This window comes from Ochrobactrum sp. BTU1 (genome assembly GCA_018798825.1).
Lineage (GTDB): Bacteria > Pseudomonadota > Alphaproteobacteria > Rhizobiales > Rhizobiaceae > Brucella.
Genome location: CP076356.1, coordinates 788,659 through 808,341, shown reverse-complemented (window position 1 = coordinate 808,341; position 19,683 = coordinate 788,659). Strand labels below are relative to the sequence as shown.

The window sequence follows — 19,683 nt, the reverse complement described above, 5'->3', positions numbered from 1 at the left end:
TTATTTCTCTGTATTGAAGAAGGAAACCGGTTTGAGAATCTGATTGCTCATGTCCAACAGATAATCGGTCTCTATTACTCTCTGGCGGTACTCCTGCCATGCAGGGTCGGCTTCCATCTTGTCGCGACGAGCTTCGCGGTCGGCCAAACTTTCATATTTCCAAATATGAACCACTCTTGAAAGATCGCCTATATGGGTTTGAAAGAAGCCGAAAGGTTCGCCAAGGTAATGGCGTTGCATGGGTAAACCGACTTCTTCATAGAGCTTTAGAAATTTAGGCAGCATATTGGGACGCGCGGTATAAGTGCGGTGATCAAAAATCATATGTCTTGCTCCAGAGTGACGAATAGGCGTTTGAAGGGATAGATGAGGCGGGGTGATCGGCATTTCATCTGTCCCCGCGTAGCTGTGTTTTATCTGGCCCTACATTGTAGTGGTGACTAAGCTAAAGCCGTCGCCGGACTAAGATGCGCTTCGTACTGTTTGCGATATGAGGCGTGCTATGAGTGCTGGTGCTTCAAGCTGAGGCACATGTCCGATGTTGTCCAACAGATGCGTTGCAATCTGCCCAGGGACACGATTGACGTGCGAGGGAGGAATGATCTGATCTGCGCGACCCCAGATAATGCGAGCTGGGATTTCCAGTTTTTGGAGAGCGGGCAACTTGTTGAATGCTTGGGTGCCGTCCGGAAAGATGGCTTGTGCCAGTACACGTAACCCATCCTGTAGGCCATTCGTCTGCATTTGCCGCAGTGCGGCACGCGCAAACCCTTTTGGTAAGTTTGCTGCATCACCCACCATCAAATTCAACCAACGTTCAAGCGACTCCTCTGTAGTGGACCGAGTAAGGCCGTTGATGAAGTTGATGTTGATCTCTGGTCCAAGTCCGCCTGGCGCGAGAAGAGTTGCGGAACGAATAGAAGCTCTGCCGAGTGAGGTTAAGCCGAGCGCCACTGCACCACCGAGCGAGTGGCCTACAATATGTGCGCGTTCAATACCTATCGCTTCCAGCCGGTCTGAAACATCGAATACTATATCGTCCAGGCTGGTTGGAGCCTTTCGAAGTTCATCGCCATGAGCTGGCAGATCCAAGGCAATTGTTTCGTATTCAGAAGGTAGAAGGGCGGTAACTTGGCGCCACGACGAACGATCGGCTCCAAATCCGTGCAGGAAAACAACGGTTTCTGATCTCATGATAGGTGAGGAGACAATCGTTTCCGGGAAGGCCATTTTTTTTGCGGTCACCGCAGCCTCAATAGCGGTATCCGGTTGAGCATTTATTGCCGCCAGAACATCACGTTCCTTAATCCGTCCATGCGGGCCGGAACCTTTTATATGTGCAAGATCAAGTCCGACACTCTTTGCTACTCGTCGCGCCAATGGGCTTGCAACAATCCGTTGACCGACATCCACTACATCTGGCGTAGGCTGACTTACTGTATCGGGAAGGCCTGACGGAGTTGCTGTTGGGGCAGCAATCTGCGGAGCGTTGCTTTCTAGAGATAGTTCGGTATCTGAGATCGTGCCAAGAACAGCGCCGAGCGGCGCCTCCTGGCCCTCATCGAAGAATACCTCAGCTAACCAGCCGTCGCGATCGGCCTCAATCTCGGTTGCGGCCTTAGCCGTTTCGACGGTTAAGATCAGTTGACCTGCTTTGACAGTTTCACCAGGTTGGACAGACCAACCAACGATCACGACGGTCTCCATATATTCGCCGCCGGCGCTCTCGATGCTGATTGGGTGTTTTGCCATTGTTTCCCCCAATTATTTCAGTGTGGCGAGAGCGGCAGCACGAATTTTTTCGGCATTCGGCAACATCGCGGTTTCGAGAGGTTCGGAATATGGAATTGGCATATCCGGCAGAGTGACGCGGGCAACGGGAGCATCGAGATCATCGAAAGCGTGATCCATGATTGTTGCGGACAGCTCTGCCGCATAACCGCAGAAACGCCAGCCTTCATTCACCACAACTGCATGATTTGTCTTGGCAATAGATGCCTTGATCGTGTCCAGATCCAGCGGTCGCAGCGAACGTAGATCAATAACTTCAGCGGCTACTCCATCTTTCGCAAGTAGTTCTGCGGCTTTGTTTGCCTCTATGACCATCTTTGATGTTGCAAAGATTGATATATCTTTGCCTTCACGGGTAATGGCAGCTTTACCCAAAGGCACGATGATGTCGCCTTCAGGAACTTCGCCCCGAATGTTGTAGAGGAGCTTGTGTTCAAGAAACACGACCGGCTGGTTATCCCGAATGGCGGCTTTTAGCATACCTTTCGCGTCAGCTGGAGTGGAAGGTGCTACGACTTTGATGCCGGGAATATGCGCAAGCATGGAATCGAGAGCTTTCGAGTGTTGAGCTCCCGCACCCGCACCGCCGCCACCTTGCGTACGCAATACAAACGGCATTTTGACTTGTTCATTCCAAATGTAATTATAAATGGAAGCTTGATTAACAAGTGCATCCAGCGTCAGCGGGATGAAGTCTGCGTACATTATTTCCAGAATGGGGCGAGTCCCGGTCATTGCTGCAGTCACAGCCATTGCGGTTAATGCTTGTTCCGAAATAGGGGTGTCACGGACGCGGCTTTCGCCGAATTCTTCCATCAGACCTTTACTGACTTTGAATACGCCACCATATCGGGCAACATCCTCACCAAACAAAAACACAGAAGGATCTGCGAGCATTTCTTCCCGAAGAGCAGCATTCAATGCTTCGGCATAACGCATAAGGGCCATGTTATTGCGCCTCACTATAAGGATTACATTTTTCGTCGAGGCGGAATTCCGGTAAAGGATCTGCGAGCGCCGTTGCGAATGCGGTATCGATTTCGACGCGGGCGGCCTCTTCAACCTCCAGCAGTTTTTCTTCTCCAAGCTCACTCAACAGAGCGTTTCTGGATATGACGAGCGGATCTCGTTTTCGCCAATGAGCAATGTCTTCAGGCCGTTGATAGCCCCCCATGTCCGATGTTGAAAAGCCTTCGAGACGATAGGTTTTACATTCCACCATCCCAGGACCTTCACCCCGGCGGGCACGCTCGACCATTGTCGAAACGGCGCGGTAGACGGCTACGGCGTCATTGCCGTCAACGATTTCTGCGGGGATGTCGTAACCCGCAGCACGGATTGAAAGATCCTGTATTGGAGACTGAACTTCAGTAGGTACCGTGAGACCAAACTGATTATGCTCGAGTACGAAAACCACCGGCAATTTCCAGAGACCAGCCATATTCATGGCCTCGTGGCAGATACCTGTTTGCGCAGCACCATCGCCAAACACGCACATGGCGACGCCTTTTTGTCCCAGAACCTGCATTGAAAGCGCCATTCCGGTCGCGGCAGGAATGCCCGCGCCGACGATTGCATTGCCGCCTATAACACCCTTATCAGCATCAGCAACAAGCATGTGTCCGGCACGACCCGCACAGGCGCCAGTAGCTCGCCCCAGAATCTCAGCGATGACCGGATGAGGTGCCATTCCTTTACCGAGATAGACGGAATGACCTCGATGCGTCGTTGCGACTTTGTCGTTGATTTCAAGTGTAGCAGTTGCTGCAACGCCAACAGCTTCTTGGCCATCACAGCGATGGATCGGTCCACGTGTGCGACCTTCCTTATGCAAAGCTCCCAATCCTTCTTCCAGATAACGGACCAGCAGCATTTTGCGGTAGATTTCGAGGTGTTCCTCGGTCGAGGGAGTATTTTTCACGAGTGCCTCCGATAAATTTGTCCTATTAAATACAAAAGTGTCGACACTTTGCAAGTGGTTGTGCAAGATTAGAAAAATTATTCAACAACAGAGAGGCTTATGCGGCTAAACACAAGGTTTCTGTCATCACGGGTGGGGATCTATTGGAGCTGCCACTGCTGAACTCTTTGCAGAGGAAGCCGCAAAATTTCTGATGGTTGATCGTGATGCGGATCCGGCTCACATGGAAGCTCAACATATCGGTGCAGAGAGTTGTAGTTCTGATATGTCCGATAAAACGCAGGTTGTCGCTATAGCTAAATACGCCACTGACACCTTTTGGTCGGGTTAATATTCTTGTCAGCATTCCCGACTATGGCATTCGCGGTTCTGTTACAGCTATGCATGTAGGAGATTGGGATGCTCTCATGGCAGTAAATCTCAAGGGCGTGTTTCTTTGCTCCAAACAAATAATTCCTTTGATAGCTGATAGTGGTGCTGGCTCCATCGTAAACACTGCTTCGAGCATTGCGCATGTTGGTCTCGCGGATCGTGCAGCCTATGTCGCATAAAAAGGCGGGTTTGCTGCCCTTGCACGAGAAATGACATTGGATCGTGTCAGTCAAAATATACGTGTTAACGCAGTCGCACCGCGTACGATCTGGTCTAGCTACTTTGGCGAAATCCTCGCGAAAAACGAGGACCCGGAAGAATTTATCGCCGTCCTCAACGCGCATGCGCCAATGAACCGTACCGCCAAGCCACGAGAAATGGCTCATGCCATTTTGTGGCTTGCTTCGGACGATTCATCTTATGGGACCGGATCTGTACTTACAGTTGATGCTGGCATGACTGCTTGGTAAGTTAAGCTGGTGAAACAGAATTGGCCATCCGTCTTAGGGAGGCCAACATGTCGTCCAAATTAACGCAAGGATAATATCCGAGTTCTGAAATCTCCTGCGATACTTCGACGGGGAGTCCAGAATTTGAATCTTTTGGTACTTCGTTCAAGCGTCCGCCCATCAACACGGGAAGATCAAGATTCCGCTCTCTTAGTACCGCTTTGACTGCCTTCGCGTAGGTCAAAGCCACACCATTATAGGTGCTAATTGCAATAACATTTGCGCCATTTGCAATTGCTGTGGTCACAAGGACTTCCGGATCAACGGCGACGCCGGCATCGATGATGTTGATCTCCATCCCCTCAAGCGCTTGCTCGACGAGATATTTGCCGTGTTCGTGGACATCTGTGGTGCCGATACAAAGGATCAATGATTTCGCGTTGGCAAAAGAGCTTTGCGCTGCCACCCAATGCTCGGCTTTTTCATTGAGTTCCCGCGCCCATTCGGCATGGATAAGTGGCTTACGCCCCCGCTGAGTTTCTATACCTGGTCCAAAGAGTGCTTCCATGCGTTTTGGACCGATGCGGCGGATGGCGAGCAAAAGTGCTGCGGGGTCTCTGACGTCGACCCCTCGCTCCTCCAGTCCGTTAAGTACTGAGCTTGCAAACGCTTTGCCACCCTCAACGAGCGTATCAGCCATAGCTTCCGGTTTAGACCAGTCATAGACGGGATTATAATAAGGTGCATGCAAGCTAAGACGATGGGCGAATGTTTGGGCATCGATGATTTCATCGACGTCCGGTATCCGTTGGTTTTCGGTCACAGGAACAGGGTTGACTGCGTGACCACTCGGCCAACGACCAAGTGCGAGTATGTCTGCCAAAAGATAGCTTGAAAGACTCGCGTAATTGCCTGCCGGTGTAGATTGATAAGCAACGGTATTACCGAAAATCATTGTACCAGGTGTGTCACTCACGCGGATTAGAGCAGCATGAAACGCTGTTCTGGATAATGGATCACTGAAATGGTGGCCATAGCAATGCGCGATCTTTGCACCGATCAAATCTTCGATAATGTATTTTTCGATTAGCACCATACCAAGTGCGCAGGCCATATCGATGAACAGCCCCGCGAAACCGTCGTCAAGATTGGAATGCACCAGCACTTCCGCTTCCTGCGCCGCGATCAATCCTAATGCCTTAACTGTAGCCTCGGTTGTAGCGACATCGTCATCCCAATATGGCAGACGGAATGTGAAGTATTGTCCAAGGTTTCCTACGGCTGTCGCACCTGCAGCCAGCGCAGCGCGGGTGTTCTCCACAGCTCCGGGCAGACCCAGCATGAAATCTCCAAAATGCGCTGCTGCGGGTGCCGCATTGGTAATTCGTGCAAAGTCTTCTGGCCCGGATAGAACAATGCCGGTGCCACGCGACGCTTTCGCACGCATGGCTTCCGGATATCCCATTGACCAGTCGAGGGTAATACCGAAGCGGTCAACAGTTATGCCGCTTTTCAAACATGTACCGTGGACCTCTGCAATTGCCTCAATGGTACGATTAACATCTCGAAAGCCAATGTGAGCATGTTGCATCACCCGGCGTTCAGTGATTGCCCTCCGCTTCCACTCCAGCTCCGAAGAAACATTCATTTCGGAAAGAAAACGACAGCTTCCCACGCGCCAATCGCGCGCCATGGCGCGTCCTTCTGCCAGAAGATCGAATCCCGGTTTCAAGCGTGCATCTGTCAAGTTTAGAATTGATTGAAGCTGGTTCATTTTATTTAACCATTCGGTTAAGAAACTGTTGAATGACAGACGCAAACTGGTCGGGACTGGCAAGCGGATGAAAATGCGCGCCTGAAACAGAGGTCAGCGTGGAACCTGGTATAGCGGCGGCTATTTCTTGCGAAAGAACTGTTGGAGTCAGAATGTCGTCGTTCGCTGATATTATATGGACTGGCCGCTGAATTTCCGACAAATCTGCCAAACGATCATGTTCCAATAGCATGCGGATTCTTGCTGCTGTCACTGAAAATGGTGCAAGATTTTTTGCGGCATCAGCAATACCAATGCGCCATATCTCAGGATTTTTTGCAATCCACTCAGCAGTGTGGCCGAATATATAGGTCATTCGCTGATATGTTTCCGCCAGCCCGGCCTCAATCATTTCTGCCCGGGCTTTAAAGAGCATCTGAAATCGCTGATCCGAGCGTGCCCAAGAACTGCTAATTGTATAACTCAGACCGACATCGGAATGATCGAGTGCAATAACTTGGGTAATTGCACCACCTGTCGAGTGACCAATAATGTGCACCGGACAATTAAGTTCCTTTATAAGGCCTACGATGTCATTTGCGATCAGAGCGATGGAATAAGGTCCAGTGGGCCTGTCACTTTGTCCTGCCCCTCGATGGTCGGGCACGATTAGTCGAAACTTGTTTTTAAGTCCTTCGATGACCCCGTTCCAAAAACGTCCGTCGCCACCTAACCCTGGAATCAGTACAAGGGAAGGGCCGGTGTGGCCGTAAAGTTGATAGTGAATGCGACATCCATCTTGAGCTATATGATAAGGCATCAATCGCGTCCCTTCGTTTCCAGGAATTTCCGCAGAGAGGATGCGAGACTGAGTGCTGTTATCATTGAAGTCTTTGGATTAAGTTCCGAAGGTACGTTCTCTAAACGAATGAATGCAGCGCCTGCTGCACTTTCGACTTCGATTTCGTGTGTATTTCCTATCGCATCAGGGTCAACCAATACGCGAACTGCCAACTTGTGGGGTCTTATTGCCAGTGAAATGGTGAGCGCAGCGTTGAGGTTTTTCGGATAAAGGCGTGCAGCTTCTTGCGATGATCCTTCGAACAATACCAAAGCATCCTTATCGCAAACGAGATTTCTTTCCTCGAGTTCCGCCTTCCATGCGGCTGGTGGCTTCCTGGACGTGTAGCGGATTCGCGCATCCTCAAGTGGAGCAATTGCGGAGAGGTAATCCAATCCGCCAATCGCGCCCGATGGAAAGATTAGAGATGCGTTTGTTTCTCGACAGGCTCTATCAAGTGTCGAAACAAGTGTTTCATCGGCCAGCGCGCCCACAGAAGCTGCGATAACAGAAATATTAGCTTTGAGAATTATAGGAACCTGGTCGTACACTGCGCTTTGGCCTGCCGCTTCAACTACAATGGACGGACCGGACTGAATAAGCTCATCAAGGCTTCGGACGAAAGTGAGGTTGATGTCGGCGTTATCAATGATGGGAGCAGATCTTGTATAGACAATCCATCTAACATTCGCACTTGTGAAATGGGTAAGAAGCTCTCTCGCAATAGCCCCGAACCCAATCAACCCTATAACACGTGATTGTGTAGAGGCTGATTGGAGTTGATCCGATGAGTCCTGGCTTTGATTAAGCTGCCGTGACATGGTCTCAACGCGTGCTCTGGTTTACCGGATCGAATTTGTCGGAAAGATCTGCGCCAAACACCGTCTGCCGTTCGATTTCAAGAACATTTTCGGGGCGTGGGAAATTGGACGGCACCCGGTCTCCCGGCTTGCGAGGTCTACCGATCAGGCGGAAGAAATTTTCCAGTCCATTGGGGACGATTAGCCATACCCAACGCATGGGACCTTCGCCATCATTGATGAACATGTGGCGTGTTGATTTTGGAATAAAGACGGCACTATCCGGCCCCAGCTCATATTCCTGACCAGCAATTACGGTCCGTCCACGGCCCTCGATGACAAAGACTGCTTCTTCATGCTCTTCGTGGGTGTGTTCGCGGACGTATCCACCTGGCGCGAGCGATTGCGTACCCATACCAAAGGGGTTCTCCATGCCAACGAGATGAGGCGCTAAGGCAACGCTGACATAGCCATTTGCTGGAACTGGCTGCCAATAGCTTTCGCGCTCCTCTGGACCAGAAACGTAGACTCCACTGGGTGCAGACGCGGTTTGAATAGTGTTTTCCATCGCTCAGTTCCCGACTGTTTACATGAGTTTTTATCGCAAGGGATCGTAATCTGCAAAAAGTGTAGACACAATAGTAGACAGATAATTTTTTATTGGTTTATAACTGTCAGTAACAATGCAGGGGAATTGCAATGAAGAATTTCGATGTCGTCGTCATTGGAACGGGCTCCGCGGCCTGTTCTGCTGCTCTGCGTGCCGCAAAAGGTGGACTTAAGGTTCTGGCAATTGAGAAAACTGCCAAACTTGGCGGCACGTCTGCAATGTCCGGTTCCGGTGTATGGATACCAGCCAATCATATTGCCGCAGCTCAAGGCGTTTCTGACAGCCAGGAAGAAGCATTGGCTTATCTGCGAGCGGTTCAACCTGTTGAATGGGGTGACAAGGAAAATGCACGTCATGCCGCCTTTGTCTCAAATGCGCCGGCAATGTTGAAATTCCTGACGGATAATACCCTTATCGATTTTCGGCTTATTGATGAGCCCGATCCTTATGTCGAAGCCCCTGGTGGAAAGAAGTATGGGCGAATGATGTCGCCACGGCCATTAAGCCGCCGTCTGCTTGGGAAATATTCCAAGCATATTCGCCGTTCCACCTTGCCTCACACTTTCACATACCAGGAAAACGTAAATCTCGATCTCTACCACACACCATTTCGCGCTGGTTTGAAGATGTGGCCGAAACTACTCTGGCGTTGGCTTAACAACGCGGGAGCCCAAGGTACTGCATTGATGACGGGTCTGCTCAAAGCTTGTTTGGACAATGGCGTTGAATTAATGCTTGAGACCCGCGCGGTCGATCTCGTTCAGGATGAAACGGGGCGTATTATCGGTGTAGAAATAGAAAGCAATGGCAAACGCGAAATAATCTCTGCGAAGCGGGGGGTTGTCATAGCATCGGGTGGCTTTGAGTGGGACAAGGACATGCGGGAGAAATACTTTTCCGGTCCATTTGATCGCATCGGAACACCATCTGGGAATGAAGGCGATGGTCAGAAAATGGCTGCTGCGGTTGGTGCACATATGGATCATATGGAAGAGGCCAACGTTTATGCATGTCTGCCCACCCGCTATGAAGGCAAGCGGTACGGATTACCGATCAATTTCTTATATGAACCCCACTCAATCGTTGTAAATCGTTATGGAAAACGCTTTGTAAGTGAAGCGCATTTCAACAGCGGCGAGGCCATTAATTTGCGTAATGCCGATGGTTCTCCTGTTCATCTCCCCTGTTATATGGTCGGCGATCACCGCTTCTTACGTACCTCATTTCCGTTCCGCTGGTATGCATCTTATGAGCCGGACTGGATCAAAAAAGCTGACACCATTGAAGAATTGGCGGAAAAACTGGGACTGCCAGCAGCCGAGCTTCGCCAAACTATCGAGCGATGGAACGGATTCTGCGCAAAAGGAAGAGACGAAGATTTTCACCGAGGTGAGAATTACTGGGAGCATAAAAAAGATGGCGGAGGGGAAGATGGTTCAATTCGTCTGAAGCCAATCGATAAGGCGCCCTATATCGGTGTATCCATGAACCGCTCAATCATTGGGACCAAGGGTGGACCGAGAACCAACGAATTCGGGCAAGTTGTTCGACAAGATGGGTCGATTATTCCTGGCCTTTATGCTGCTGGACTGGCGATGGCGAACCCTATCGGTACACGGGCTGTTGGAGCAGGGACAACGTTGGGGCCCAATCTGACTTGGGGTTTCATCTCGGCCGAGACGATTTTGAAGCAGAACAGCTAAAGCGTTTGGATTTTAAGGACAGGATTAAAAAATGTCCTAGCACTCAACGAGATTTGTTTTCAGCAACAGCGCGGGAAGTGGTCGTGTTTCTGGCTAACTTCGCGCGCCCAAGAAGCTGCAGAGAGTGTGTAAAAAAATGAACGCAATAGTGTCGACACTTTCTTGACGTTTCATAAATTCTCTGCTTCCTTACGGTTTCAAGATTTTCAAAAAACATCTAGGGGAATAAAAAATGAAGACTGTTTTGGCACTCTGTCTCGGCGCCACCTTAATTGCTGCTCCCGCAATAGCTGAGGAAGTAACCATTGGCATCGCCGCACCCTTGTCCGGTCCGCAAGCATATTTTGGATCGACCTGGCATAATGGTTTCAAGCTTTATGTCGAGAAGCTCAATGCCGCCGGTGGCGTCAATGGAACCAAGATAAATATTGATCAGCAAGATGATAAAGCTGACCCTCGGGAAGCTACACTCGTGGCGCAAAAATTCTGCGACAATGATGATGTCAGTATAGCACTGGTAAACTTCAATTCGGGTGTCGCTCAGTCGACCCTTCCGATCTATGAAGATTGCGAACTTCCGAATATGACATTCGCGTCAAACCCAGCTTTAACTCACATGGACTACAAGTTCATGGTTAGGCCGGTCGGCAATGATCTCACAAATGCACGCCTTCCAGCCGAGTATGCCCTCAACAAACTGGGCGCAAAAACGGCCTTGGTCGTCAGCGACAAACAGGTTTTTGGACAGGGCGTTGCGGAAATCTTTTCTGAAAATTTCAAGAAAGGCGGCGGCGAAATCGTCGACACGTTAAGTGTCGCACCAGCAGACGTTGATTTCACAGCAGTGCTAGCAAAAATCAAAGCAAGCAATCCTGACGTTATCTTTATTGGTGCGGTAATGCCGCAGCTGTCCCTTTTTGCCAAACAGATGCACGAGCAGGGTGTGAAGTCCCAGCTTATTGTTCCAGATGGCGGCTACACACCGGATTTCATCAATCAGGCCGGCGAAGCCAATGTTCAGGGTGTCGTGATGGCTATCCAGGTCCCTCCAATGGATGCTTCGCCTGAGATTGCTGAATTCGCTAAGGCGTATAAGGCGAAGTTCGGTGAAGAAGCTGGCCCTTACTCAATCTATGGCTATGTTCAGGGGCAGATTCTAGAAGAAGTTATTAAGACTGCGAAGGGCTTTAGCCGCGAAGAGATGAATGCTGCTCTTCATGGGGTCAAAGTGAAAACAGTTGTGGGTGATCTTGAATTCGACGATATCGGCGAACTGAAAGTCGCGCCATCCTATATCTACCAGGTAGAGGGTAAGGACTTTACGCTCAAAGGGTCGAACTAAGATACAATCTCACTTGCCAATCCTGTGTTGGTTGAGTGAAACGCATCGTGCGCCAGCTTTCAATTTCTGGCAGGCGCACCCCTCTCATTGTTCAGCAATAAACGCTGACCCCTTCGAGCAGGATCTCCCATGCTTGGAACGTTTATCCAACAAACAGTCAATGCTCTGACCATCGGTTCACTGTATGCCCTCATCGCACTCGGCTACACGATGGTCTACGGTGTGCTGCGAATGATCAACTTCTCTCATGCAGAAATGTTTATGCTGGGAGCCTATGCTGCATTCTTCGGACTAGTGCTTTTAGTGGGGCAGATCGGAGACGCCGGTACGATTGCTTTAACAGTAGTCTTCTTTCTGGCTATTATAACCGTTGGCCTTATAGGCGTGGGAATTGAAAAGGTGGCGTATAAGCCGCTGCGTAATTCATCTCGCTTAGCGCCGATGCTTTCGTCACTTGGTGTCTCGCTGACGCTTGTGACAGCAATTCAAATCTTGGCTGGTCCTCAGCCGATAGGCTTTCCAAGCTTTTTCCCGTCAGTACGCTTTGAAATTTTTGGTGCAACAATCACAGCGATGCAGATCGGTATTTTGATCTCATCTTTCATACTCATGTACGGCTTGCATTTGGTCGTTAATCGGAGTCGAATAGGCGTCATTGTGCGTGCGGTTGCTGAAAATCGCGGGACTGCACGCCTATTGGGCATAAACGTCGATCTTGCTATCTCTATGGTATTCTTCTTTGGACCGCTTCTAGGGGCTGCTGGTGGTATTCTGTACGCTAGCTATTACGGTATCATGTCACCATCGATGGGCGCAGTGATTGGTCTCAAGGCATTTACTGCAGCCATTTTGGGCGGAATCGGGTCAATACCTGGTGCGGTGATCGGAGCTTATATTCTCGCATTCATCGAAGTTGGAGGCGTGGCACTGCTGCCAATTATTACGGGTGGAACATTGGGTACCGAATACCGTGATGTCCTGTCATTCGCGATCCTAATCTTAGTTCTGCTCGTCAAACCCGCTGGTATTCTTGGTGAGACAGTGTCCGAAGAAAGCATGGTCTATAAGAGGGAATTCTGATGTCGATCGATGCTGCTTCATTAACAAGAGAAAAGCCAAGAGGGCGTTTGGCGGCATTTTCGGTGCTTGCCGTTGTTGTCGCTCTTGTCATTATAACCCCATTTTTGCCGAATTATCATATTCGGGTCGTTAATGGTTTGCTGATCTATATCCTCCTTGGGATTGGTCTCAATATAGTAATCGGCTATGCTGGTTTGCTTGATCTAGGCTTCGTCGCGTTTTACGCCGTTGGCGCTTATACCTACGCGCTACTTGCAAGTCCCCAGTTTGATCTTCATCTGCCTTTCTTTGCGATCCTGTTTATTGCTGTCTTTATGGGCGCGATGATGGGGATACTTCTGGGCATACCTGTTTTGAAACTTCGTGGGGACTACCTTGCAATTGTCACCTTAGGCTTTGGTGAGATCATTCGTATTGTTGTCAACAATGTTGATTGGCTTACAGGTGGGCCGCAGGGAATTGCACGTCTTGATAAGTTGTCAATCTTTGGGCTCGACGTCAGTAAGCCAGCTCAAATTTATTGGTTGCTTCTGGTTACCGTTTTCATTGTCGCAATCGTTGTTTGGCGCTTAGAACAATCCATTCTAGGCAAAGCATGGTCTGCGGTGCGCGAGGATCAGGACGCTGCGCGTGGAATTGGGATCAACACAACGAATGCCAAGCTTGCGGCCTTTGCAACCTCTGCATCGATCGGTTCGATTGCAGGTGTCATTTTTGCCGCTTCACAAAGGTTCGTAAGCCCAGAAAGTTTTACGTTGCAGGAATCCGTACTCATCGTTTTGATGATTGTGATCGGCGGCATTGGAAATATTCTCGGAATTGTGGCTGGTGCAACAATCTTGATCATTCTGCCCGAAATTCTACGCGAGTTTGCCGAATGGAGAATTTTGTTCCTTGGACTGTTGATGGTCACACTTATCATAATTCGGCCAGCCGGTATCGTACCACGCAGCTTTGGCCCGGATAAGCTATTCAAGAGGCTAATCGGAAAATGACGCTTGCCTTCAAAAATCTGCGCAAGCAGTACGGCGAAGTTGTAGCAACGGACAATGTTACAACACAGTTCGCATCTGGTTTGATCCACGGCATTATCGGCCCGAATGGTGCTGGAAAGTCGACTTTGATCAATATGACTGCCGGTTCTTACGAGGTTTCTTCTGGCTCAATTATTCTTGATGGGCAGCATCTTGAGAACCTGAAGAAGTATCAGATTGCCAATTCGGGCGTCGCGCGCACCTATCAGAATATTAGGCTATTCGACCAAATGACTGTGCTCGAAAATCTGGAGGTGTGTTTTTATCCCGAGGACGTAAAGAACACGTGGAAAGAGGTTCTTTGGCCACCATTTAGTCGCGCAGAACTTGCTAGGCGGCGAGCGATATGTATGGAAACACTCGAGTTGTTCAACCTCCAGGGCTATGCAGACCTGGAAGCTGGCAGCTTGTCTTATGGGCGACAGCGTATGCTGGAAATCGCGCGAGCTCTAGTCCGAAACCCGCGGGTGCTGCTGCTCGATGAACCCGCAGCCGGTTTAAATCATCATGAAACTGCAGAGCTGACACAGCAATTGGCCGCGCTTCGTTCTCCTGATCGGATCATGATCGTCGTTGAGCACGATATGGATCTGGTTATGACTGTTTGCGATAATATCGTGGTGATGCACCACGGCAAACTGCTTTTTGAAGGAACACCTGAGCAGGTTCAGGCAAATCCCGACGTTCAACTCGCCTATCTGGGGACAGACAATGACATCGACGAAATCCGCACCGCTGCTGAAGATCGCCGGACTAAGCTCGGGTTACGGCCGCGTCGGCGTTCTTGAAGGCGTGAATTTGGAGGTTGATCCTCATGAGATCGTTGTTATTCTTGGGCCAAATGGCGCGGGTAAGACCACGTTGCTAAATTCGATCTCCGGCGTCGCGCAAACGACCGCTGGCTCGATCCAGTTTGATGGCAAGGACATCACAGGCGCCAAGCCTGAGCAGGTTGTCCGGATGGGCCTGACCCATTGCCCGGAAGGCCGCCAAATCTTCCAGCGTCTCACAGTGGAAGAAAATCTGATTGCCGCGCATGTTGGTCGAGTGGGAAAGAGCTTTGAAACGCTTCGTGAAGAAGTCTTCGAGCTGTTTCCAGTCCTCAAAGAACGACGCAATGGTATGGCAAGCCGGATGTCGGGTGGCCAGCAGCAGATGTTGGCCATTGGACGTGCACTAATGTCTGAACCCAAACTGTTAATGTTGGATGAGCCATCGTTGGGTCTTGCACCAAAAATCATCCATCAGATTTTTCGAATTATCCTTGACCTGTCACAGGCTGGCATTTCCATCCTGCTTGTCGAGCAGAACGTCCAACTGGCACTTGAGTGCGGTGACTACGCGTATCTTCTCAACACTGGTCGTGTTCGATTGCATGCACCAGCGCAAGAAATGATAGAGCATTCCGATTTAAGTGATCATTATCTTGGGGGAGCGTCGGAAGAAAATATTCATGTTTGACGTAGATTGGAAAACACCACATCTTTGGCGTAAGACGGCGCCTAACCGAACCCCAGCTTCAAAACTGATCGGTGAACATCGCACAGACCTTCTTGTTGTGGGCGGTGGTTTTACCGGCATGGCGGCTGCCTTGGGTGCTCGCGATTGCGGCTCGAATGTCATTTTGCTGGAAGGTAATGAGATAGGTTCTTCGGCTTCAGGTCGAAACAACGGGTTGGTCATATCACATCATTCCAAGGCTTCACCAAGCGAGTTTGAGTCTACTTATGGCAAGAAGATGGGTGGTCGATTTAATGAAATGGTTGCAGAGTCTGGAGCCGTTGCTTTTCGACTAATGCAACGATTTGGCATCGATGCGCATCAGGTCCAGAATGGATGGATCCAGCCAGCGCATAATACGGCGACTTTAAAGCGTGCCCGTCAGTTTTGCGACGAGTGGAAGGTGCTGGGTGCGGACGTTCAATGGATGAGCCGCGACGAGGTCTCGTCAAGGGTTGGTAGCCCTTATCTTGGGGGATGGATTGTCAAAAACTCTGGTCACATCAATCCCTTCGCTTTGACGATAGGTTTGGCAAAAGCGCTTGAAGATCAAGGTGTAAGAATATTTGAGAATTCAAAAGCGCTATCCCTTGAGAAAAGTGGCAGCGGATGGCGGGTGAGGACAGCCAACGGTACGGTTTTTGCGTCGAAGGTGGCTTTGGCGACCAATGCGCTCACTGATAAACTTTGGCCGGGGTTAAAACAGACGCTGATCCCGTTTAAAGTTTTTCAAGCCGCGACTGAGCCTTTGTCGGATGAGCTTCGTTCGCGCATACTTGCTGGTAACCCGGCTGTGTCAGACATGCGCAACGACCTGCGTTATTTTCATTACGATTGCGACAATCGTCTTGTTAGTGGCGGTACTCACAGTTTCTGGTATAATGAAGCTGAACGCGGTCGTCACAAGGTTGCACAACTCTTGAAGAAAGCATTTTCGGCGTTCGACCATACTCCGAAAATTACTGAATACTGGCATGGGACCTTTGCGGTGGTTCCCGATCGCAGTCCTCGACTGTACAGATTAGCACCAGGTCTCGTCTTCGGCGGTATCTATTCTGGCCGTGGTGTGGCACTCTCAATGTCTTTGGGCCAGGCAATAGGGCGTTGGGCGATTGAGCATGATCAGGATGATCAGATGCCGCTACCGGTGACAAACATGCAGACCATTCCGTTCCATCCTATTGCTACGCAAGTCGCAAATCGTATGCATGCTTGGAACCGAATAAAAGATTCACTTGGTACATAAATTTTTTATCGCCTGTCATAAAAGTACAATGCGCAAAGATAGTTCTTCGAGAAGATCGACTATCGCTGCTATTGACAGGAGATCAGTCGTCTTTGGCCTAGGAACCCGCTATTGGCGGGTTGCGTAGTGATGGCTTTAACCAGGATACCTCTCGACGAGCGGCCTAACCCCGTCGATATGGCTACCTCTTGTCTTTATGTTGGACAGGTCGATTCTGCGCCGTCTTATGGTACAGTTTGGCAAGTCGAGAGATGTGCGTTCGATAGATTGCGCAGCTATATCAAGCTTGTCCGTACACTTGTCCCGTATGCAGATCACCGAGCTCATACGAGTTCAATAATGCGATAGAAGTCTCGCACAGACTAAGGCGAAACGTGAGAAGATACCGGGGCGGTTCAAGTCAGCATGGCAGGCGCAGGGGCTTCTGTCTGCGGATGGCCAGATCGATCTTATTTCCTGCCCTCCTCATCATAAACTCACCAACGCATCCTTTCGTCACGCGAGATCCAACGCGTTCGCACTATGGCATGACTAAACATTCGAAATGACCGTCTGCGCATAGGCGCGCTATTCGCGTTCAGTCACTGTTCAAAAACTTTTCGATACCCTTTTTACGTTTCCAAAAGTTGCATTCCCGCAGCGTGAACCGCTCGCCTGTCGAAGGTCACCGTTTCACGGCATCCCGCAAGCCGCCCCCCGTGCGCAATAAGCGCATCAGAAAAATCTGCATTGCTGTTGCGAAAGGTTGCAAGCGCCAGATAACCAACCTCAGCGCCCTCGATGACCAATTCGCGTGTGCGAAGAAGCATTTCGATCACTTCGACCAAAGCGGCGCGCGGCATCTTGTAAGAGCGCCCAAGCACCCAAACGGTTTCGACCAGCACAACCTGGGAAATATATCCCGGCAGTTCAGTGGTGAGGCCATCGATGATCTGTGACGCTGCAGCCGATTGGGCTTCGTCGTCCTGCGCCAGATACCGCACAAGCACGTTGGTATCGATACCTATCACCTGCGAGTAGCCTCGCTTGCAATCGCTGCGTCCATGTCCTCCAGGCTGACGGGCGTGTTGGGCTGGGGGACGATCCCTTTCAACGATTTCACCGAACCCGACGCTGGCACGACGGCATAGTGGCCGTCCTCCATGCGAATGAATTCAATGCGGTCGCCGACCGACAGTCCCATGTCATGGCGTACCTTGATCGGAATTGTGACCTGGCCTTTCGACGTGACGGTTGAGAACGACATAACACAACTTCCTTACTATAGGTAAGGAGGAATGTAAGAAAGAATTATTCGATGTCAAGGTCGCGCCACGGAGAAACCGAACGTCGTCGCTTCTCTTATCGCGAAAATCCTAGCATCGAAGAGGATGCCGGGCGGCGATCGAAGGATCTGACGACTTCAGGCCGCTTTGTAGCGATATATGATGGGGCAGCTCTTTCGCAAAAAGCGCTTCGGTGGGGGCGACTATAGAGTTCGCAGGTCCAAGGGATCGGTATCAGCTTCCCTACGATGCTTAATTGGTATTATTAGCGGATGTTACGGGCTTGCCATCTGTCGGAAGGCTGTCTTAATGAAGCTTGCTCTTGTCGGGCAACGACGGCGGGATCGTTCATGTAAGCTGTGCTTGATTTACGTTCACGAGAAGTAGTTGAACGGCGCATTCCAGGCTTTTCCGCATAACGCACGTTAAGCTAGAATCCACCTCTCTGAATTAAGAGCTTACAGAATATCTAGGAGATTTCGAAGCAGGTACCAGGAGAAGGGCACTAACAACGACGATGGCCAGAGCGGTCTTCCGAAAAGAACGCTTGAGCAACACGTAGCCGATCGCGATTGCGATTAGCACCGGCAGCAAAATCATTCCGAGGCCGATATACAGCGTTGTTTTGTCTTCCATCAAAATCCGATCCATCGGTGCAGTCGATTGAGACCACTAACCGACAGAATTAATTATCAATTATGCGTAACTGAAAGCGATGTTCACGTGGCTTTCTAATGATCTTTTCGTCTAACAATAGTAACCGCCCAATTGTTACCGTGGAGACTATGTTGCGGCACGTTCGACGACCTCTTGATAATCGATAAAAAACTCGAGACATTCCTGCCATTTTTAGGCTCGTCTCGCGCGAGAGCCAGCATTTGTCGGCGCCCATCGATGCTGTCATCTCTCAATGCGGATGTAGTCTTGTCCTCACTGGTTCTGACAGTAATGATATTTTCAGCCTCTATAGTTTTAGGATGCCTCAATTTAGTACGAAAATAAGGACACGAATTCTTGCCAAACGAGATTGAGACGGACTCTAGTTCTCGCTTCGGCCCTAAATCAGCCGCTTACCATTATGATTTCGCGGTTTATCATGGGTCTGACGTCTTTATACCAACGATTGCCGTATTAGTTTCGTAGTTAGATACTCGTTTCTGGTCCTGATTATCTCAGTGTCCCGGAGATTTCAGCTTGGATTGCCTGTAGGCTAGGAAGATATTTCTGAACCAGACATTCCAGAGGTTCAGTAGTTGCAGCGAACCCCACATTAAGTGCTGCGACTGTCGTTCGCCGAAAGTCAGTTAATGGCACTGCAATTGATCGCAACCCCATTTCTACTTCCTGATCGATCGCAGCAAAACCGTGTTCGCGGATATGTCGAAGCTGATCCAACAGTCGGCGAGGAGATGTTTCTGTTCGTGGCGTTCGTGCATGGAGGGGGCCTGCCATGAGAATGTCTTTGGCTTGTTCTTCAGGTAGCGCTGCCAGAAGCACGCGCCCCATAGATGTGCAATAGGCGGGCAAACGAGATCCAGGCATGAGGGTCACTGACATCACACGCTGCTGTGCCGCCCGCGCCACATATACAATTTCTGATCCATCAAGAATTGAAACGGAGGTGCTTTGATGGATCTGTTCTGAAAGTTGATCGAGGTAGGGTTGCACGATGCGGGGCAACGGCATCGCGGCCAGACATCCTGTCCCCAAGCGAAGTATCCTGGGGGTTACGGTAAAGTACTTACCGTCATAAGCGCAGTATCCCAATTCAGCAAGCGTTAGCAGGCAGCGTCGTGTCGTAGCCCGGTCGTAACCGGTGACATCAGCGGCCTCGGAAATACTCAATTTCGGTCGATCAGCAGTAAAGGCTTCTATCACCTTTAAGCCCTTTGCTAAGCCACCCATCAGGTCGCGTTCTTTCAAAGTCATGTACTGCCTTTCAAAATGTGCGAATAACGAACAAAAAGACTATAACG

20 protein-coding genes are annotated in these 19,683 nt (G+C 50.1%); 9 read left to right on the top strand and 11 right to left on the bottom strand.

Annotated elements, in window-relative coordinates:
- From KMS41_22790 to KMS41_22775, 4 genes are all read right to left on the bottom strand, one after another.
- Window positions 1-387 (bottom strand): NIPSNAP family protein, encoded by a 387-nt coding sequence (locus KMS41_22790; protein ID QWK80555.1) that lies wholly within the window; start codon window positions 385-387, stop codon window positions 1-3.
- 75 nt (window positions 388-462) lie between these two features.
- Window positions 463-1,752, bottom strand: coding sequence for an acetoin dehydrogenase dihydrolipoyllysine-residue acetyltransferase subunit (locus tag KMS41_22785; protein ID QWK80554.1), 1,290 nt, complete (start codon window positions 1,750-1,752; stop codon window positions 463-465).
- A 12-nt stretch (window positions 1,753-1,764) separates the two neighbouring features.
- Window positions 1,765-2,730, bottom strand: coding sequence for an alpha-ketoacid dehydrogenase subunit beta (locus tag KMS41_22780; protein QWK81189.1), 966 nt, complete (start codon window positions 2,728-2,730; stop codon window positions 1,765-1,767).
- A gap of 10 nt (window positions 2,731-2,740) precedes the next feature.
- Window positions 2,741-3,712: a thiamine pyrophosphate-dependent dehydrogenase E1 component subunit alpha gene (locus KMS41_22775; protein QWK80553.1), complete on the bottom strand. Its 972-nt coding sequence runs from the start codon at window positions 3,710-3,712 to the stop codon at window positions 2,741-2,743.
- A 308-nt stretch (window positions 3,713-4,020) separates the two neighbouring features.
- Between KMS41_22775 and KMS41_22770 the strand changes: the two genes are divergently transcribed.
- A complete protein-coding gene (locus tag KMS41_22770) occupies window positions 4,021-4,263 on the top strand; it encodes an SDR family NAD(P)-dependent oxidoreductase (GenBank protein ID QWK81188.1) in 243 nt (80 codons plus the stop codon).
- Window positions 4,264-4,293: 30 nt separating this feature from the next.
- Window positions 4,294-4,554 (top strand): SDR family oxidoreductase, encoded by a 261-nt coding sequence (locus tag KMS41_22765; GenBank protein ID QWK80552.1) that lies wholly within the window; start codon window positions 4,294-4,296, stop codon window positions 4,552-4,554.
- Between the two features lies 1 nt (window position 4,555).
- On the opposite strand, the gene KMS41_22760 is transcribed toward KMS41_22765, so the two are convergent.
- The 4 genes from KMS41_22760 to KMS41_22745 are packed head-to-tail and all read right to left on the bottom strand — an operon-like array spanning window position 4,556 to window position 8,495.
- Window positions 4,556-6,307, bottom strand: coding sequence for a cobalamin-dependent protein (locus KMS41_22760; GenBank protein ID QWK80551.1), 1,752 nt, complete (start codon window positions 6,305-6,307; stop codon window positions 4,556-4,558).
- A gap of 1 nt (window position 6,308) precedes the next feature.
- Window positions 6,309-7,106 (bottom strand): alpha/beta hydrolase, encoded by a 798-nt coding sequence (locus KMS41_22755; GenBank protein ID QWK80550.1) that lies wholly within the window; start codon window positions 7,104-7,106, stop codon window positions 6,309-6,311.
- Complete coding sequence (locus tag KMS41_22750; protein ID QWK80549.1) at window positions 7,106-7,948, bottom strand: aspartate dehydrogenase; 843 nt, start codon at window positions 7,946-7,948, stop codon at window positions 7,106-7,108. Before KMS41_22750 ends, KMS41_22755 begins: the two co-directional genes overlap by 1 nt.
- Window positions 7,949-7,952: 4 nt before the next feature.
- Window positions 7,953-8,495 carry a cupin domain-containing protein gene (locus KMS41_22745; GenBank protein QWK80548.1) on the bottom strand — a complete coding sequence of 181 codons (543 nt, stop codon included), beginning with the start codon at window positions 8,493-8,495 and terminating at the stop codon, window positions 7,953-7,955.
- A 131-nt stretch (window positions 8,496-8,626) separates the two neighbouring features.
- Between KMS41_22745 and KMS41_22740 the strand changes: the two genes are divergently transcribed.
- The 7 genes from KMS41_22740 (at window position 8,627) to KMS41_22710 (ending at window position 16,442) form a co-directional block, all read left to right on the top strand.
- Window positions 8,627-10,240, top strand: coding sequence for an FAD-dependent oxidoreductase (locus KMS41_22740; GenBank protein ID QWK80547.1), 1,614 nt, complete (start codon window positions 8,627-8,629; stop codon window positions 10,238-10,240).
- A gap of 232 nt (window positions 10,241-10,472) precedes the next feature.
- Window positions 10,473-11,582 carry a branched-chain amino acid ABC transporter substrate-binding protein gene (locus tag KMS41_22735; protein QWK80546.1) on the top strand — a complete coding sequence of 370 codons (1,110 nt, stop codon included), beginning with the start codon at window positions 10,473-10,475 and terminating at the stop codon, window positions 11,580-11,582.
- Window positions 11,583-11,711: 129 nt separating this feature from the next.
- Window positions 11,712-12,662 (top strand): branched-chain amino acid ABC transporter permease, encoded by a 951-nt coding sequence (locus KMS41_22730; GenBank protein QWK80545.1) that lies wholly within the window; start codon window positions 11,712-11,714, stop codon window positions 12,660-12,662.
- Complete coding sequence (locus KMS41_22725; GenBank protein ID QWK80544.1) at window positions 12,662-13,657, top strand: branched-chain amino acid ABC transporter permease; 996 nt, start codon at window positions 12,662-12,664, stop codon at window positions 13,655-13,657. The genes KMS41_22730 and KMS41_22725 overlap by 1 nt, the downstream gene beginning before the upstream one ends.
- A complete protein-coding gene (locus KMS41_22720; protein QWK80543.1) occupies window positions 13,654-14,484 on the top strand; it encodes an ABC transporter ATP-binding protein in 831 nt (276 codons plus the stop codon). Before KMS41_22725 ends, KMS41_22720 begins: the two co-directional genes overlap by 4 nt.
- A complete protein-coding gene (locus KMS41_22715) occupies window positions 14,432-15,157 on the top strand; it encodes an ABC transporter ATP-binding protein (protein ID QWK81187.1) in 726 nt (241 codons plus the stop codon). Before KMS41_22720 ends, KMS41_22715 begins: the two co-directional genes overlap by 53 nt.
- Window positions 15,111-16,442, top strand: coding sequence for an FAD-dependent oxidoreductase (locus tag KMS41_22710; GenBank protein ID QWK80542.1), 1,332 nt, complete (start codon window positions 15,111-15,113; stop codon window positions 16,440-16,442). The genes KMS41_22715 and KMS41_22710 overlap by 47 nt, the downstream gene beginning before the upstream one ends.
- 611 nt (window positions 16,443-17,053) lie before the next feature.
- On the opposite strand, the gene KMS41_22705 is transcribed toward KMS41_22710, so the two are convergent.
- The 3 genes from KMS41_22705 to KMS41_22695 form a co-directional block, all read right to left on the bottom strand.
- Window positions 17,054-17,452: a PIN domain-containing protein gene (locus KMS41_22705; GenBank protein QWK80541.1), complete on the bottom strand. Its 399-nt coding sequence runs from the start codon at window positions 17,450-17,452 to the stop codon at window positions 17,054-17,056.
- Complete coding sequence (locus KMS41_22700; GenBank protein ID QWK80540.1) at window positions 17,449-17,688, bottom strand: AbrB/MazE/SpoVT family DNA-binding domain-containing protein; 240 nt, start codon at window positions 17,686-17,688, stop codon at window positions 17,449-17,451. Before KMS41_22700 ends, KMS41_22705 begins: the two co-directional genes overlap by 4 nt.
- Window positions 17,689-18,874: 1,186 nt before the next feature.
- The gene (locus KMS41_22695) at window positions 18,875-19,636 is read right to left on the bottom strand and encodes a helix-turn-helix domain-containing protein (GenBank protein ID QWK80539.1); all 762 of its coding nucleotides are present in this window, start codon (window positions 19,634-19,636) and stop codon (window positions 18,875-18,877) included.
- Between the last annotated feature and the right edge of the window lie 47 nt (window positions 19,637-19,683).

Excerpts from the sequence above, each read along its gene's own strand:
- KMS41_22755 (QWK80550.1), bottom strand. The coding sequence starts at position 7,106 with ATGCCTTATCATATAGCTCAAGATGGATGTCGCATTCACTATCAACTT.
- KMS41_22765 (QWK80552.1), top strand. The coding sequence starts at position 4,294 with ATGACATTGGATCGTGTCAGTCAAAATATACGTGTTAACGCAGTCGCA.
- KMS41_22735 (QWK80546.1), top strand. The coding sequence starts at position 10,473 with ATGAAGACTGTTTTGGCACTCTGTCTCGGCGCCACCTTAATTGCTGCT.
- KMS41_22695 (QWK80539.1), bottom strand. The coding sequence starts at position 19,636 with ATGACTTTGAAAGAACGCGACCTGATGGGTGGCTTAGCAAAGGGCTTA.
- KMS41_22780 (QWK81189.1), bottom strand. The coding sequence starts at position 2,730 with ATGCGTTATGCCGAAGCATTGAATGCTGCTCTTCGGGAAGAAATGCTC.
- KMS41_22785 (QWK80554.1), bottom strand. The coding sequence starts at position 1,752 with ATGGCAAAACACCCAATCAGCATCGAGAGCGCCGGCGGCGAATATATG.
- KMS41_22700 (QWK80540.1), bottom strand. The coding sequence starts at position 17,688 with ATGTCGTTCTCAACCGTCACGTCGAAAGGCCAGGTCACAATTCCGATC.
- KMS41_22740 (QWK80547.1), top strand. The coding sequence starts at position 8,627 with ATGAAGAATTTCGATGTCGTCGTCATTGGAACGGGCTCCGCGGCCTGT.
- KMS41_22725 (QWK80544.1), top strand. The coding sequence starts at position 12,662 with ATGTCGATCGATGCTGCTTCATTAACAAGAGAAAAGCCAAGAGGGCGT.
- KMS41_22745 (QWK80548.1), bottom strand. The coding sequence starts at position 8,495 with ATGGAAAACACTATTCAAACCGCGTCTGCACCCAGTGGAGTCTACGTT.
- KMS41_22790 (QWK80555.1), bottom strand. The coding sequence starts at position 387 with ATGCCGATCACCCCGCCTCATCTATCCCTTCAAACGCCTATTCGTCAC.
- KMS41_22750 (QWK80549.1), bottom strand. The coding sequence starts at position 7,948 with ATGTCACGGCAGCTTAATCAAAGCCAGGACTCATCGGATCAACTCCAA.
- KMS41_22760 (QWK80551.1), bottom strand. The coding sequence starts at position 6,307 with ATGAACCAGCTTCAATCAATTCTAAACTTGACAGATGCACGCTTGAAA.
- KMS41_22720 (QWK80543.1), top strand. The coding sequence starts at position 13,654 with ATGACGCTTGCCTTCAAAAATCTGCGCAAGCAGTACGGCGAAGTTGTA.
- KMS41_22730 (QWK80545.1), top strand. The coding sequence starts at position 11,712 with ATGCTTGGAACGTTTATCCAACAAACAGTCAATGCTCTGACCATCGGT.